This is a genomic window from Streptomyces sp. NPDC057638, assembly GCF_042800315.1.
Lineage (GTDB): Bacteria > Actinomycetota > Actinomycetes > Streptomycetales > Streptomycetaceae > Streptomyces.
Genome location: NZ_JBHVHF010000202.1, coordinates 1 through 15,243, shown reverse-complemented (window position 1 = coordinate 15,243; position 15,243 = coordinate 1). Strand labels below are relative to the sequence as shown.

Genomic DNA, 15,243 nt, shown 5'->3' with positions numbered 1-15,243 from the left:
GGCCCGTACCCCCGGTACGGGCCCCCGGAGTCAGGCGGTCAGGCGGTCAGGGCGGCGCGGAGGCCGGGAGCGGAGGCCTCGGACCAGATGGCGGGCAGCTCGCGTTCGCGGGCGGAGGCCGAGGACTGCTCATGGGCGTACAGCAGGCCCCAGGTGAACGCCGACTCCCCCGCCCCATGCGCCTGGATCGCCAGGTTCCGCAGGGCGTCCCGCGCCACCACGCTGTCCTGGTGGTCCCCCAGCACGGTCTGGACGGACTTCATCGCCTTGGCGAAGCGTTTCGCCGGTGTACCGAGCGCGGGTGTCGCCGCCTCCCCCGCGTACCGGGCCCGCTTGGCCGCCTTGCGGGCGTCGTGCATCGCCAGATCGCGCTCGTCGCCGGACGGCAGGGCGAGCGCGTGCTCCACCCGCTGGGCCAGCCGGTCGTAGTCCTTGAGGACGGCCTTGGGGATGACCGTGCCCGGCGCTCCCCTGGCGGCCTTGAGCAGCGGCGGATCGGCCAGCAGGGCCTCCAGGGAGGTCAGCAGGGCGAGATAGCGCCTGCTGTCGAGAGTGGTCAGGGCTTTGCGCCGGGCGCCGGAGCCACGGGCGGCGGACCAGACCCGCAGCCGTCCCCGGACCGGGCCGAGCAGCAGGGTGCGCGGCAGTTCGTCCAGGCGCCCGCGCAGCCGCTCCAGCAGTACCTCCGTATCGCGGGCGACACCCAGTTCCCCGGCGACCCACTTCAACTCCTCGCCGAGCGGATCGGTGACCGTCCGGTCGAGGATCTTGCGATACGTACGGAAGGCACTGCGCAGCCTGCGGGTGGCGACCCGCGTCTGATGGACCGCGTCCGGCAGGTCCCGGCGGACGCCGGGGTCATGGGCGAGCAGGGCGTCGACCTGTTCACGCAGATAGGCGAGGACGTGATCGCCCGCGTTCCCGGGCGGACCGGCCTCGGTCACGGGGGGTGTCAGCCCGGTCTCGGCGAGCGCCCTGGCCAGCTTGGAGGGTGAGTCGGCGGCCCGGATACCCGCCTTGGTGAGCCGTTTGCCGACCCGGTCGAGGAGCCGCGGCTCACCGCCGTCGGCCAGCTCGACCTCGATCTCGTCCCAGGATGCGGTGGCCCCGCCGTCGCCGAGGAGGCGTTCGGCGCGGACGGCGTCCCGGCTGAGTTCGGCGAGCACGGTGCCGTCGGCGTCGGTGAGCAGGGTCGTGGCGCGGGTGGTGGCCAGCCGGATCACGGGGACCAGGGCGGCGCCCCGGGTCCGTGCCCTGACCAGCGCCGCGAGGGCGCGCGGAAGCTGAGGGGAGAGGGGGGCGGTGATCTCGTCCCGGACGCCGGGGGCGACCGGGAGTTTGAGGTGCCAGCCCGCGTCGTCGCCGCCGGTCCTGCGGCGCAGCGTGATGGTGGCCGCGGCCAGTCTCAGGTCGGCCGTGTCGTAGTAGGTCGCGTCCAGTTCGGCGACGCCGTGGTCGGCGACGGCCGAGACTCCGGTCACCCGGGTCAGGTCGGGCAGGTCGGTGTCGGGGTCGGCTTCGTACTTCCGCTCGATCTCGCGCTTGGTGTCCGCCATGAACCGAATCTAGTTCGCCCGCGCCGGTTAGGGCAGACCCACGCCCCTGACCTTGCCCGTTATCGGGCGGCCGGCGCGGCGGCTGCCGACGGCCCGCCATGGCCGGTGGCGGTCGGCCGGTGTGGTCGTCGTCGGCCGCCCGCCGTGATCGTCGTCGGCCGGCCCCCGGTCGTACGGAACCGCCCCGGCGGGCTGACGGGACCACCGCCACGGCCGTACGGGCACGGGCACGCGGCCGTACGGGGACGGGGGCACGGGCCGTACGGCACGGGGACACGCGGGCCCGTACCCGAGGCGGTGCGCCGGGCCCGCCCGCAGGCGGGGCGGCGCGGCCAGCCGCCGCCTCACGCCGACAGCGGCCGTTGCACCCGGATCGACTGGAGCAGCCCGATCGCCACCCACACCGCGAACATCGACGAGCCGCCGTAGGAGACGAAGGGCAGCGGCAGCCCGGCCACCGGCATGATCCCGAGGGTCATCCCGATGTTCTCGAAGGACTGGAAGGCGAACCAGGCGATGATCCCGGCCGCCACGATCGTCCCGTACAGCTCGGTGGTCTCCCGGGCGATCCGGCAGGCCCGCCAGAGCACCACGCCGAGCAGGACCAGGATCAGTCCGGCGCCGACGAAGCCCAGTTCCTCCCCGGCGACGGTGAAGACGAAGTCGGTCTGCTGCTCGGGGACGAACTGGCCGGTGGTCTGGGAGCCCTTGAAGAGTCCGGTGCCCAGCAGCCCACCGGAGCCGATGGCGATCCGGGCCTGGTTGGTGTTGTAGCCGACGCCCGCCGGGTCCAGTTCGGGGTTGGCGAAGGCGGCGAAGCGGTTGATCTGGTACTCGTCCAGCAGCCCGAGCGCGGCGACGAGGACCGCGCCGCCCACCCCGCTGCCGATGAGTCCGAGGATCCAGCGGTTGGAGGCGCCGGAGGCCAGCAGCACCCCGAGCATGATCACCACCATGACCATCACCGAGCCGAGGTCCGGCATCAGCATCACGATCAGCATGGGCAGGGCGGCGAGGGCCAGGGACTTGGCGACGGTGCCGTGGTCGGGATGGGCGAGGTCGCCCGCGTCGACCCGGGAGGCGAGCAGGGCCGCCATCCCCAGGATGATGGTGACCTTGACGAACTCCGAGGGCTGGATGGAGAAGCCGCCGCCGATCACGATCCAGGCGTGGGCGCCGTTGATGGTGGCGCCGAGCGGGGTGAGGACCAGCAGGATCAGCAGGACCGAGAGCCCGTAGAGGAACGGCACGGCGCCGCGCAGGGTGCGGTGGCCCAGCCAGACGGTCCCGACCATCAGCGTGATGCCGATACCGGTGTTGAGGAGGTGGCGGAAGAGGAAGTAGTACGGGTCGCCCTGGTTGAGCTCGGTGCGGTTGCGGGTGGCGGACCAGACCAGCAGGGAGCCGATCGCGGAGAGCGCGAGCGCGGAGAGCAGCAGCGGCCAGTCGAGCCTGCGGACCAGGGAGTCCCGGGCGGAGAGCCGGGTCCACATCCCGTCCCGGCGGGGGCCGTAGCGGGAGACGGAGAAGCCGTGGGGAGCCGCCATGGGTCAGTCCCTCCCCGGGGGCGGTCCGGCGAGCTGGTTGCCCGCGGGGTCGCGCCGGTCGGTGACGGGGGTGCGGGTGGGCGGCGGGGTGGCGGCGAGCTGCTCGGGGGTGAGCGGCTTGCGCGGCACGTACGGGCGCACCGTGGGCGCCTCGATGGTCCCGTCGGGTCCGATCACGGGCAGGGCCTGCTGCGGCCGTGGCAGCAGTGCGGTGCTCAGGTCTTGGTCGCCCCGCTCGTTGAGCCCGTACATCGCCTCGTAGATCTTGCGCACGGCGGGCCCGGAGGCGCCGGAGCCGGTGCCGCCCTGGGAGATCGTCATCACGATCGTGTAGTCGTTGGTGTACGAGGCGAACCAGGACGTGGTCTGTTTGCCGTAGACCTCGGCGGTGCCGGTCTTGGCGTGCATGGGGATCTTGTCCTGGGGCCAGCCGCCGAAGCGCCAGGCGGCCGAGCCCCGGGTGGCGACTCCGGCGAGGGCCTCGTTCATCTGCTTGAGGGTGGTCGTGGTCATGGGCAGCTTGCCATGGGCGGTGGGCTTGATCTGCTGGACCCGCTTGCCGTCGGCGCTGATGACCGCCTTGCCGACGGTGGGGTTGTAGAGGGTGCCGCCGTTGGCGATGGCCGCGTAGATGGTGGCCATCTGGATGGGGGTGACGAGAATGTCGCCCTGGCCGATGGAGTAGTTGACGGAGTCACCGGCCCGCATCCGGTTGCCTTCGAGGCAGTTCTCATACGCTATCCGCTCGACGAACTCGCCGCCCTTCTTGCCCTGCTTGCACCAGGCGGACTTGTTGGCCTCCCAGAACCGCTGCTTCCACTGCCGGTCGGGGACCCGGCCCTGGACCTCGTTGGGCAGGTCGATCCCGGTCTCCTTGCCGAGCCCGAACTGGTGGGCGGTCTTGTAGAACCAGTCGTTGGGGTGCTTCTTGGGCTTGGTGCCGCCGTCCTTGATCCACTCGCGATGGGCGAGCCCGTAGTAGACGGTGTCGCAGGAGACCTCAAGCGCCCGGCCGATGGTGATGGAGCCGTACCCCTTGGACTCGAAGTTCTTGAAGGTCTGGCCGCCGATGGAGTACGCGGAGGGGCAGGGGTAGGTGTCGTCGAAGTCGTACCCCGCCTTCACCGCGGCGGCCGAGGAGATCACCTTGAAGATCGAGCCGGGGGCCGCCTGGCCCTGGATGGCCCGGTTGAGCAGCGGGTAGTTGGAGCCCTTCCCGGTGAGCTTGGAGTAGTCCTTGCCGGAGATCCCGCCGACCCAGACATTGGGGTCGTAGGTGGGCAGCGAGGCCATGGAGATGATCCGGCCGGTGCGGTTCTCCATCACCACCACGGCCCCGGCGTCGGCCTTGTAGGTGCGTTCGGTGTTGCGGTCGAACTCCTTGCGGGCCGCCTTCATCGCCTCGTACAGCTCGTACTCGGCGACGGCCTGGACCCGGGCGTCGATGGAGGTGACCAGGTTGGCGCCGGCCTCGGCCTCGTCGCGTTCGGCCTCGCCGATGACCCGGCCGAGGTTGTCGACCTCGTAGCGGGTGATCCCGGCCTTGCCGCGCAGCGCCTGGTCGTAGGTGCGTTCCAGGCCGGAGCGGCCGACCTGGTCGGAGCGGAGGTAGGGCGAGTCCGAGTCCTTGGCCTTCTCCAGCTCGTCGTCGGTGACGGGCGAGAGATAGCCGAGGACCTGGGCGGTGGAGGCCATGCCCTTCTTCGGGGCGGGGTAGCGGCGGACGGCGGTGGGTTCGGCGGTGATGCCGGGGAAGTCCTCGGCGCGCTCGCGGATCTGGAGGGCCTGCTGGGTGGTGGCCTCGTCGGTGACGGGGATGGGCTGGTAGGGCGAACCGTTCCAGCAGGGCTGCGGGGTCTTGGAGTCGCAGAGGCGGACCTTGTCCTGGACCTCCTTGGGCGCCATGCCGAGGACCCCGGCGAGCCGGGTCAGGACGCCCTTGCCGTCGTCCCGCATCTTCATCAGCTCGGTACGGGAGGCGGAGACCACCAGCCGGGTCTCGTTGTCGGCGAGGGGGGCGCCCCGGGCGTCCAGGATGGCGCCCCGGACGGCGGGCTGGACCACCCGCTGGACGCCGTTGTTCTTGGCCTCGTCGGTGTACTCCTGGCCGTTGCGGATCTGGAGGTACCAGAGCCTGCCGCCGAGCGTCAGCAGCAGCGAGAAGACCAGGACCTGGATGATGACGAGCCGGATCTGGACCCGGGGGGTCCGGCCGGTCTCGGGGATGTTGCTCATGGTGCCAGTGCCCCCTCGGTCACAGTCGCTTGACGCCCTTGACGCGGCCCGCCCGGTTGGCCCGGTTGCGGGCGGCCCGCACTCTCAGCCCGCTGCGCTGGGTGCCGATCCTCAGTCCGGTGCCGGAGGCGAGCCAGCCGGAGGAGACATCGGAGGCACCGCCCTGGGGGTCGCCCAGCGGATCGTTCTCGGTGCGCCGGGCGAGCGCCATGACCAGCGGCACGGTGAAGGGCGCGAGCAGCAGATCGTAGAGCAGGGCGGTGAACAGCAGCCCCACCAGGCCCACATGGCGGGCGGCGGTGTCCCCGACGAGGGCGCCGACGCCCGCGTACAGCAGGGTGGAGCCGATGGCGGCGGCGACGACCACGAGCATCGGGCCGGTCGCCGACTTCAGCCGTCCGCTCTCCGGGCGGGCGAGCCCGGCGAGATAGCCGACGACGCAGAGCACCAGGGCGTAGCGCCCGGCGGCGTGGTCGGCGGGCGGGGCGAGATCGGTGAGCAGGCCCGCGCCGAAGCCGATGAAGGCGCCCGCGAGATGCCCGTAGACCAGGGCGAGGCCCACCACGGTCAGCAGCACCAGATCGGGCACGGCGCCGGGAAGCTGGAGCCGGGCCAGGACGGAGACCTGGACGACCAGCGCCACCACGACGAGGGCGCTGGAGAGAATCATCCGGTTGAAGCGCATGGGACCGGCTCCTCCTACTCGGTGTCGGTCGGCTGGCCCGAGGGCAGCGGGGTCCGGGTGGGCAGGGGGCCGTCCGGGGTGCCCTGGACATCGAGGTCGCCCTGGGCGCCGGGATCGTTCCGGGCCTCCGGGTCGCCCCCGTCGCCCGCCGAGGCACTGGCGCCGGGTGTCACCGTCACGGTCACCGTGGGGGTGGGCTTGGGCGGCGCGGGTTTGGCCGGCAGCACCATGTCCCGTGGGTCGGTCCGGGGCGCCTGGACGACCACGCCCACGACGTCCAGCCGGGAGAAGCCGACATAGGGCCGGACATAGACCGTACGGGTCAGATCGCCGCGGGACGGATCGACCCGGACCACCTCGCCGACCGGGACACCGGGCACGAACGGCCGGTCGGCCTGGGAGCCGAAGGTGACCAGCCGGTCGCCCTTCTTCACCTTGTGGCGGCCGTTGAGGAGCTGGACGGAGAGCGGGCGGTCGCCCTGGCCGGTGGCGAAGCCCAGTTCGCTGGTCTTCTCCATCCGGGTGCCGACGGTGAAGGCGGGGTCGTTGGCGAGCAGCACGGTCGCGGTGTGCGGTCCGACGGTGGTGACCCGGCCGACCAGCCCGTCACCGTTGATGACGGTCATATCGCGGCGGATCCCGTCGCGCGAGCCCGCGTCGATGGTGACGGTCCAGGAGAAACCCTGGGCCGCTCCTATGGCGATGACCTGGGCGCCCTTGACCCCGTACTGCCCGGCACCGGCGGTCTTCAGGATGGAGTCCAGCTCACGGGCGCGGCTGCGGTTGCGGTCGTCGCTGCCGAGTCTCGTCTTCAGCTCGGCGTTCTCCCGCTCCAGCGCGCTGACCCGGTCATGGCGGCGGCCGGAGTCCCGGACGGCGGCGATGGCGTTGCCGATCGGGTCGACCGCCGTGGCCACCCCGTCCTGGACCGGTCCGAAGACGGTCGCGGCGGCCCTGCGGGCGCCGTCGACGGGTGAGTCCTCGCCCCCGCGGATGTCCACGGTGATCAGCGCGAACGCGATGGCGATCAGCAGCACCAGGAGCAGCCGGCTCTCTCGTGTGTCCCTCACGTGCGACGGCCGTGCCTTCCTCAGTCGGAATGGTCGTGGTATCGCGGGTGCCCGCGGTGTCCGCGGTACCCGTTCGAGATCTCGTCAGCGTCTCATGGTGGTCCCACCGGAACGGGGATATCGGGGTGGCCCCGGATGTCAGTCCGTCAACGATCCGCCGTCGGGCGGATGACGGACCCTCCCCGGGTGCCGGGTGCCCGGTCGCCCCGGGCGCCGGGGGTACGGGACCGGACGGCCCGGCGCGGGACCGGGGACGCGCTCCCGTCCCCGTACGGAGGCGAGGGTCGCGGCCTCTCCGCCCGTACGGGGGCGAGGGGTCCGGCCGCCGGGGCTTCAGCCGACGGGCCCCGCCCGGTGGCCGGGCGGACCCGTCCGGGCCGATGGGCCGATGGCTCCGATGGCTCCGGCGGCCCCGGCCGAACGGGCGGCACGGGCGGTTCAGCGGCGCGGCTGGGCGTCCAGCACCTGCTGGAGCGCCTCGAACTCCTCCACACACTTGCCGGAGCCCAGCGCCACCGAGTCCAGCGGGTCCTCCGCGATATGGATCGGCATCCCCGTCTCGCGGCGCAGCCGCTCGTCCAGACCGCGCAGCAGCGCGCCGCCGCCGGTCAGCACGATGCCCCGGTCCATCACATCGCCCGACAGCTCCGGCGGGCACTTGTCGAGGGTGGTCTTGACGGCGTCGACGATCGCGTTGACCGGCTCCTCGATGGCCTTGCGGACCTCGGTGGCCGAGATGACCACGGTCTTGGGCAGCCCGGAGACCAGGTCCCGGCCCCGGATCTCGGTGTGCTCGTCCTGCTCCAGCTCATAGGCGGAGCCGATGGTGATCTTGATCTGTTCGGCGGTGCGCTCACCGAGGAGGAGCGAGTACTCCTTCTTGATGTGCTGGATGATCGCGTTGTCCAGCTCGTCGCCCGCGACACGGATGGACTGTGCCGTGACGATTCCGCCCAGGGAGATGACGGCGACCTCGGTGGTGCCCCCACCGATGTCGACGACCATGTTGCCGGTGGCCTCATGGACCGGGAGCCCGGAGCCGATGGCCGCGGCCATGGGCTCCTCGATGATGTGCACCTGACGGGCGCCCGCCTGCGTCGACGCCTCGATCACCGCACGGCGCTCGACGCCGGTGATCCCGGAGGGAACACAGACGACGACCCGCGGACGGGCGAGATAACGACGCTTGTGGATCTTCAGAATGAAATAGCGGAGCATCCGCTCGGTGATCTCGAAGTCGGCGATGACGCCGTCCTTCAGCGGCCGGACCGCGACGATGTTGCCCGGTGTCCGGCCGATCATCTTCTTCGCCTCGGCGCCGACCGCCAGGATGCCGCCCGTGTTGGTGTTGATGGCGACGACGGACGGCTCGTTGAGGACGATCCCCCGGCCCCTGACGTACACCAGCGTGTTGGCGGTCCCGAGGTCGACAGCCATATCACGGCCGATGAACGACATGTTGTTCCCCATGAGGATGCGTCTGGCCTTCCCGGAATCGAGCGTTGAGGTCTCATCAGGATGGCGGTGTGGGTGCTGTGGCGTGAGGCTGCCCATCGTAGTGCCGCTCTCGGCGGCACCGCGCGGTGACCACCTCTCTCCTAGGTGACGTGGAGTTGCCGCCAACCGTTCCCGTTTTGCTCCCGCATATGCCAAAAGGCGACCGAATTCCTTCGGTCGCCCCAGGTCATGAGCGCTGTATGGCTGACGCGGGATCAGGAGAGTCCCGGAAAGAAAATCTTCAGTTCCCGCAGAGCGGACTCCTGCGAGTCCGAGGCGTGGACCAGGTTCTCCCGGACGATGGTGCCCAGGTCGCCCCGGATGGAACCGGGCGGCGCGGCGATCGGGTCCGTGGGCCCGGCGAGCTGCCGCATGCCCTCGATCACCCGCTCGCCCTCGACGACCAGCGCCACCGACGGGCCCGACGCCATGAACTCCATCAGCGGCTCGTAGAAGGGCTTGCCCCGGTGCTCGCCGTAGTGCAGCTCCAGCGTCTCCTGATCCAGGGTGCGCAGCTCCAGCGCGCCGATGCTCCAGCCGGCCTTGGCCTCGATACGACCGATGATCTCACCGATCAGTCCACGGCGGACGGCGTCCGGCTTGAGCAGGACGAGCGTACGCTGAGTCACGTGCGGGCTCCTTCACGAGTGCGGACCACCCAGGTGGTCCACGAGTGCGGTCAAGGAGTTCAGAGGCTACAGGGCCCCCGGGCCCGCACGTTACGCAGCGTCAGGCTCTGAGGAAACCTGCTGCTCCGCCCAGCGCGCCTTGATCGCATCGATCCGGCCGCCGTAGTGGACCGAGGCCCACCACAGACCGGCGAAGCAGGCACCCAGGAAGAACATCACCGGCACCACGAAACCGCTCAGCACCAGCCCGATCTGGAGCGCCCAGCCCAGCTTGATCCCCATCGGCCGCCCCAGCATCCCGCAGAGCAGCAGCGACAGGGCCATCCCGACCCCGCAGACCGTCCAGACCGCCGTCATCGACAGGTCCTGGTCCTTCATGGCCACCAGCCCGGCGAACCCGATCACGAAGAACTCGCCGATCAGCGTCGAAGCGCAGAGCGAACGCATGGGATGTCAGCCCCTTCCCAGCAGCAGCCGGGCTTCGCCGACCGTCATCACCGAACCGGTCACGAGCACACCCGCGCCCGCGTACTCGGCCTCATCCTCGGCCAGCGTCACCGCCGCCGCGAGCGCCTCGTCCAGCCGGGGCTCGACGACCACCCGGTCCTCACCGAAGACCTCCACCGCCACGGCCGCCAGAACGTCCGCGTCCAGCGCCCGCCCGGTGGAGTTCTGGGTGATGACGACCTCCGCGAAGTGCGGCTCGAACGCCTCCAGCACCCCCCGTACATCCTTGTCGTCGCTGGCGGCGACCACACCGATCAGCCGGGAGAACCCGAAGGACTCGTCCAGCGCCGACGCCGTCGCCCGCGCGCCCGCCGGGTTGTGCGCCGCGTCGAGGACGACGGTGGGGCTGCGCCGCAGCACCTCAAGACGGCCCGGCGAGGTCACGGTCGCGAACGCGCGCCGCACCGCGTCGGTGTCGAGCGTGCGGGTGTGCTCCGCGCCGATACCGAAGAACGCCTCGACCGCCGCCAGCGCCACCGCCGCGTTGTGCGCCTGGTGCGCCCCGTACAGCGGCAGGAAGATCTCCTCGTACTCCCCGCCCAGACCGCGCAGGGTCAGCAGCTGACCGCCGACCGCGACCTCACGGGAGACCACGCCGAACTCCATGCCCTCACGGGCCACCGTGGCATCGACCTCCACGGCCTTCTTCAGCAGCACCTGCGCCGCGTCCACCGGCTGCTGCGCCAGGATCACCGTCGCGCCCGGCTTGATGATCCCGGCCTTCTCCGTGGCGATCTCCGCGTGGCTGTCGCCCAGGCGGTCGGTGTGGTCCAGGTCTATCGGCGTGACCACGGCCACCGAGCCGTCGATCACGTTCGTCGCGTCCCAGGCGCCGCCGAGACCCACCTCGACGACGGCGACATCGACCGGCGCGTCCGCGAACGTCGCGTACGCCATCCCGGTCATGATCTCGAAGAACGACAGCCGGTACTCCTGCGCCGTGTCGACCATCTCGACATACGGCTTGATGTCCTCGTACGCGGCGATGAAGCGCTCGGCGTCGATCGGGGCGCCGTCCAGCGAGATCCGCTCGGTGATCGACTGGACATGCGGGGAGGTGAACCGGCCCGTCCGCAGCTCGAACGCGCCCAGCAGGGCCTCGATCATCCGCGCCGTCGACGTCTTGCCGTTCGTGCCCGTGATGTGGATCGAGGGATACGCGCGCTGCGGCTCGCCCAGCACGTCCATCAGCGCGGCGATCCGCTGGACCGACGGCTCCATCTTCGTCTCGCCCCAGCGGTCCGCCAGCTCGGCCTCGACCGCGCGCAGCGCCTTGTCGACCTCGGGGTCGGCGGGGCGGGCGGGGACGGGGTCGGCGCTCGGAGGTCCGGACTGGGTACGCAGGGTACGGCTGCCGGCCTCGATCACAGCGAGGTCGGGGTCCCTGGTGGTCTCCTCCTCGACGATCTCATCGAAGCGGTCGGGGTCGCCGTGCTCTGGGCTGGGGTGCTCACTCACGCCCCCCAGTCTAGGGTCCGGCCCCCCACACCCCCGACCGGGCTCACCGGGTCCCCACGGCAGGGGGAACCCCAGACCCGCACGGGGTGGGTCCGGATGGGCCGCAAACGCCCTGGCCCCCAGGGCGAGGGGCGCTGGGGGCCAGGGCGGGTGCCGGGTGGGGCGTCAGGCCTGGGGGAGGCGGTCCAGTTGGGTGGTGATGCGGGTGATGTCCTCGCGCGCGGCGGCCAGCCGGGCGCGGATCTTCTCCACCACCGGCTCCGGCGCCTTCGCCAGAAACGCCTCGTTGCCCAGCTTCGCCTCCGCCTGCTGCCGCTCCTTCTCCGCCGCCGCCAGGTCCTTCGCGAGCCGCTTGCGCTCGGCGGCGACGTCGATGACGCCGGAGAGGTCGAGCGCGACACTGGCCCCGGCGACCGGCAGGGTCGCGGTCGCGGCGAAGCTGTCGCCCTCGGGCTGGAGCCGCAGCAGCTGCCGGATCGCGGCCTCGTGGGCGGCCAGCGGGGTGCCCGTGAGTTCGAGGCGCGCGGGGACCTTCTGGCCGGGCTGGAGCCCCTGGTCGGAGCGGAACCGGCGGACCTCGGTGACGACCCGCTGGACCAGCTCGATCTCCCGCTCGGCGCTCTCGTCACGGAAGCCGCTGTCCTGCGGCCAGTCGGCGACGACCAGCGACTCCTTGCCGGTGAGCGTGGTCCACAGGGTCTCGGTGACGAACGGCACGACCGGGTGGAGCAGCCGCAGGGTGACGTCGAGGACCTCGCCGAGGACCCGTCCCGACACCGTGGCCTGCTCGCCGCCCGCGAAGAACGTGGTCTTCGACAGCTCCACGTACCAGTCGAAGACCTCGTCCCACGCGAAGTGGTAGAGCGCGTCGGCGAGCTTGGCGAACTGGTAGTCGTCGTAGTAGGCGTCGGCCTCGGCGACGACCGTGTTCAGCCGGGAGAGGATCCAGCGGTCGGTGGCCGACATCTTCTCGGCGGGCGGCAGTTCGCCCTCCACGGTGGCGCCGTTCATCAGCGCGAACCGGGTGGCGTTCCAGATCTTGTTGGCGAAGTTGCGGGACGCCTGGACCCAGTCCTCGCCGATCGGCACGTCGACGCCGGGGTTGGCGCCCCGGGCGAGGGTGAACCGCAGTGCGTCGGAGCCGTACGTGTCCATCCAGTCCAGCGGGTTGACCGTGTTCCCGAACGACTTCGACATCTTCTTGCCGAACTCGTCCCGGACCATGCCGTGGAAGGCGATCGTACGGAACGGGGGCTGACCGTCCATCGCGTACAGACCGAACATCATCATCCGGGCGACCCAGAAGAACATCAGGTCGTAGCCGGTGACCAGGACGGAGTTCGGATAGAACTTCTCCAGCTCCGGGGTGCGCTCGGGCCAGCCCAGGGTGGAGAAGGGCCACAGGCCGGAGGAGAACCACGTGTCGAGGACGTCGGTGTCCTGGGTCCAGCCCTCGCCGGTGGGCGGCTCGTCGTCGGGGCCGACACAGATCTGCTCGCCGTCGGGGCCGTGCCAGACCGGGATGCGGTGGCCCCACCAGAGCTGGCGGGAGATGCACCAGTCGTTGAGGTTGTCGACCCAGTCGAAGTAGCGCTGGGACATCTCGGCGGGGTGGATGTCGACCCGGCCGTCGCGGACCGCGTCACCGGCGGCCTTGGCCAGCGTCTCGACCTTGACCCACCACTGGAGCGAGACCCGGGGCTCCAGCGTGGTCTTGCAGCGGGAGCAGTGGCCGACGGAGTGGGTGTAGGGGCGCTTCTCGGCGACGATCCGGCCCTCGGCGCGGAGCGCGGCGACGATCGCGGAGCGGGCCTCGAAGCGGTCCAGGCCCTCGAAGGGACCGTGGACGGTGATCACTCCGCGCTCGTCCAGGACCTCGATGGACTCCAGGTCGTGGCGCTGGCCGATGGCGAAGTCATTGGGGTCGTGGGCGGGGGTCACCTTGACCGCGCCGGTGCCGAACGCGGGGTCGACATGGGTGTCCGCGACGACCGGGATCGTACGGTCGGTCAGCGGCAGGCTGATCCGCCTGCCCACCAGATGGGCGTAGCGCTCGTCGTCGGGGTGGACGGCGACGGCGGTGTCACCGAGCATCGTCTCGGCGCGGGTGGTGGCGACGACGATCGACTCGTCCCCGTCGCCGTAGCGCATGGAGACCAGCTCGCCGTCGTCGTCCTGGTAGTCCACCTCGATGTCGGAGATGGCCGTCAGACAGCGCGGACACCAGTTGATGATGCGCTCGGCGCGGTAGATCAGCCCGTCGTCGTACATCTTCTTGAAGACGGTCTGGACGGCGCGGGAGAGCCCCTCGTCCATGGTGAAGCGGTCCCGGCTCCAGGCCAGGCCCTCGCCGAGGCGGCGCATCTGTCCGGCGATCTGACCGCCGGACTCGGCCTTCCACTGCCAGACCCGCTCGACGAAGGCCTCCCGGCCGAGGTCGTGCCGGGACTTGCCCTCCTTGCCCAGCTCGCGCTCGACCACGTTCTGGGTGGCGATGCCCGCGTGGTCCATGCCGGGCTGCCACAGCGTCTCGTAGCCCTGCATCCGCTTACGCCGGGTGAGGGCGTCGATGAGGGTGTGCTCGAAGGCGTGCCCCAGGTGCAGGCTGCCGGTGACGTTGGGCGGCGGGATGACGATGGTGTAGGCGGGCTTGTCGCTCTTGGCGTCGATCTCGAAGTAACCGCGCTCTACCCAGCGCTCGTACAGCGGTCCCTCTACCTCGGCCGGCGCGTACTGGGTCGGCAGTTCGGGGGGGCTGACTGGCTGCTGCTGAGTGTTCTCGGTCACGGCCTCAGTCTAGGGGTGTCACAACCCGGTACTGAAACGGGAGACGGCCATCGTGGTGTGACCCCGGTCGCCCGGCGCGGAAACGTTTTGGGCCAGGATGGCGGCAACGGAATCACCGTCGGGAGGGGAAGCAGTGACAGACAGCCAGCCGGGGCCCTACGGTCCGCCTCCGCCCCAGCGGCCCGGGGACCAGGGAGGTCCGCCGGGGCCCTATGGCCCGCCGCCGCAGGGTCAGCAGCCCGGCTACGGCTACCCCGTGCAGCAGCCGCCCGCCCAGGGCGCACCGGGCCGGCCGGGGCCGCCGCCCCCGCCCCCGCGGGCTCCCGGCGTCCCGGGCCGGCAGCCCGCGCCGTACGGCCAGCCCGTCCCCTACGGCCAGCCGGGTCAGCCGGGTCAGCCGGGTCAGACCGGACCGTACGGTCAGCCGGGACCGTATGGACAGCAGCCGTACGGTCAGCCGCAGCCGGGTGGCTTCGGCCCCCCGCAGCAGCCGGGCTGGCCGGGCCAGCCGCCGGTGTACCCGGGCGGCTGGCCGCAGCCGCCCGCGCCGAAGAAGTCCCGTACCGGACTGATCGTGACGGTGTCCGTGGTCGCGGCCCTCGCCCTCGTCGGCACCGGGCTCTACCTCCTGGGCACCAGCGCGGAGGACGCGGTCGAGGGCCCCCGGGGCGACAACAGCGCCGTCTCCGAGGAGACCCGGCGCGGGAAGCTGGTCGTCCCCCGGTCCGTCGGCGCGTACAGCAAGCAGAAGGACGGCGAGACCGGGCTGACCGCGTCCGACCGCGAGGACATCGAGGCGATCGGCGTCAGCGACCCCCGCCAGGTCGGCGCGGACTATGTCGCCGGGGACCGGTCCAACCCGATGACGGTGAAGAACATGAACTTCGTCGGGCTCTGGGGCAAGGTCGCCGACCCGGAGCGGACGGTGGACCGCTACTTCTCCCAGATGAAGCTGGCGGGCAAGGAGGAGAAGATGCGGCTCCTCGGCACTCCCGTCGCCGTCAATCCCCCGGGTCTGACCGGCGCGGTGATGAAGTGCCAGACCGCCGAGGTCTCCACCGACGGCCCCGGGCCCCGGAAGATCCAGTCGCCGATGTGTCTGTGGGCCGACTACAGCACGGTGGGCCAGGTGATGGGCATCGACGCCTCCCTCGCCCTGACCGGCAAGGCGATGCCGCAGGAGGAGATCGCCGCCTTCGCGGCCGAGCTGTACGCGTCGGCGCGCGCCAGGATCTGAGGGATCCCTACGCGGGTGGGCCCACCCTCCGGGGG

General features: G+C 71.3%; 11 protein-coding genes. 1 reads left to right on the top strand and 10 read right to left on the bottom strand.

The window, feature by feature from the left end:
• Positions 1 to 38: 38 nt before the first annotated feature.
• The 10 genes from ACFVIM_RS24185 to ACFVIM_RS24140 form a co-directional block, all read right to left on the bottom strand.
• On the bottom strand, positions 39 to 1,556 hold the full coding sequence (locus ACFVIM_RS24185) for a CHAD domain-containing protein (RefSeq protein ID WP_384304911.1): 1,518 nt from the start codon (positions 1,554 to 1,556) through the stop codon (positions 39 to 41).
• Between the two features lie 344 nt (positions 1,557 to 1,900).
• On the bottom strand, positions 1,901 to 3,103 hold the full coding sequence (gene rodA, locus ACFVIM_RS24180; protein ID WP_384304909.1) for a rod shape-determining protein RodA: 1,203 nt from the start codon (positions 3,101 to 3,103) through the stop codon (positions 1,901 to 1,903).
• 3 nt (positions 3,104 to 3,106) lie between these two features.
• Positions 3,107 to 5,338, bottom strand: a complete 2,232-nt coding sequence (gene mrdA, locus ACFVIM_RS24175; RefSeq protein WP_384304905.1) for a penicillin-binding protein 2 — start codon at positions 5,336 to 5,338, stop codon at positions 3,107 to 3,109.
• Between the two features lie 19 nt (positions 5,339 to 5,357).
• Positions 5,358 to 6,023 carry a rod shape-determining protein MreD gene (mreD, locus tag ACFVIM_RS24170; protein ID WP_384304902.1) on the bottom strand — a complete coding sequence of 222 codons (666 nt, stop codon included), beginning with the start codon at positions 6,021 to 6,023 and terminating at the stop codon, positions 5,358 to 5,360.
• 14 nt (positions 6,024 to 6,037) lie between these two features.
• Entirely contained in the window at positions 6,038 to 7,093 is a 1,056-nt protein-coding gene (gene mreC, locus ACFVIM_RS24165; protein WP_384304899.1) for a rod shape-determining protein MreC, read from the bottom strand.
• Between the two features lie 438 nt (positions 7,094 to 7,531).
• A complete protein-coding gene (locus ACFVIM_RS24160) occupies positions 7,532 to 8,551 on the bottom strand; it encodes a rod shape-determining protein (RefSeq protein ID WP_384304913.1) in 1,020 nt (339 codons plus the stop codon).
• 254 nt (positions 8,552 to 8,805) lie between these two features.
• The gene (ndk, locus tag ACFVIM_RS24155) at positions 8,806 to 9,219 is read right to left on the bottom strand and encodes a nucleoside-diphosphate kinase (protein WP_384304896.1); all 414 of its coding nucleotides are present in this window, start codon (positions 9,217 to 9,219) and stop codon (positions 8,806 to 8,808) included.
• A gap of 90 nt (positions 9,220 to 9,309) precedes the next feature.
• Positions 9,310 to 9,666: a DUF4233 domain-containing protein gene (locus ACFVIM_RS24150; RefSeq protein ID WP_384304894.1), complete on the bottom strand. Its 357-nt coding sequence runs from the start codon at positions 9,664 to 9,666 to the stop codon at positions 9,310 to 9,312.
• 6 nt (positions 9,667 to 9,672) lie between these two features.
• Entirely contained in the window at positions 9,673 to 11,184 is a 1,512-nt protein-coding gene (locus ACFVIM_RS24145; protein WP_384304890.1) for a bifunctional folylpolyglutamate synthase/dihydrofolate synthase, read from the bottom strand.
• Between the two features lie 165 nt (positions 11,185 to 11,349).
• Positions 11,350 to 13,971, bottom strand: coding sequence for a valine--tRNA ligase (locus tag ACFVIM_RS24140; protein ID WP_384304887.1), 2,622 nt, complete (start codon positions 13,969 to 13,971; stop codon positions 11,350 to 11,352).
• Between the two features lie 256 nt (positions 13,972 to 14,227).
• Here ACFVIM_RS24140 and ACFVIM_RS24135 point away from each other — a divergent pair, with 256 nt between their 5' ends.
• Positions 14,228 to 15,208, top strand: coding sequence for a hypothetical protein (locus ACFVIM_RS24135; protein ID WP_384304884.1), 981 nt, complete (start codon positions 14,228 to 14,230; stop codon positions 15,206 to 15,208).
• The last annotated feature ends 35 nt before the right edge of the window (positions 15,209 to 15,243 follow it).